Consider the following 318-nt stretch of genomic DNA (forward strand, 5'->3'; position numbering starts at 1 on the left):
GCGGGTGCTCGTCCCGGAGCTGCGCCCCGGCGATGTCGTCGTCTTGGACAACCTGTCCAGCCACAAGGGGCCGCGCGTGCAGGACCTGATCGAAGCCGCAGGGGCGGAGCTGCGCTACCTGCCGCCCTACAGTCCCGACTTCAATCCGATCGAGAACGCCTTTGCCAAGCTCAAGGCGCTCCTGCGCAAGGAGGCAGCCCGCACGGTCGATGCACTTTGGGACGCGATCGGCCGCATGATCGACCTCATCACCCCCGCAGAATGCGTCAACATGTTCGCAGCCGCCGGATACAATCCAGAGTGATCGGATTCTGCTCT

Annotated in this window: 1 protein-coding gene; it reads left to right on the plus strand. The window is 64.5% G+C overall.

Features of this window, described 5'->3' with window-relative positions; all coding sequences use genetic code 11:
* Window positions 1–304: IS630 family transposase (locus B8460_RS20170; protein WP_048863419.1), on the plus strand; the 304-nt coding region annotated here is incomplete at its 5' end.
* Window positions 305–318 lie beyond the last annotated feature (14 nt).

Origin of the sequence: Acidisphaera rubrifaciens HS-AP3 (genome assembly GCF_000964365.1) — a bacterium.
Taxonomy (GTDB): domain Bacteria; phylum Pseudomonadota; class Alphaproteobacteria; order Acetobacterales; family Acetobacteraceae; genus Acidisphaera; species Acidisphaera rubrifaciens.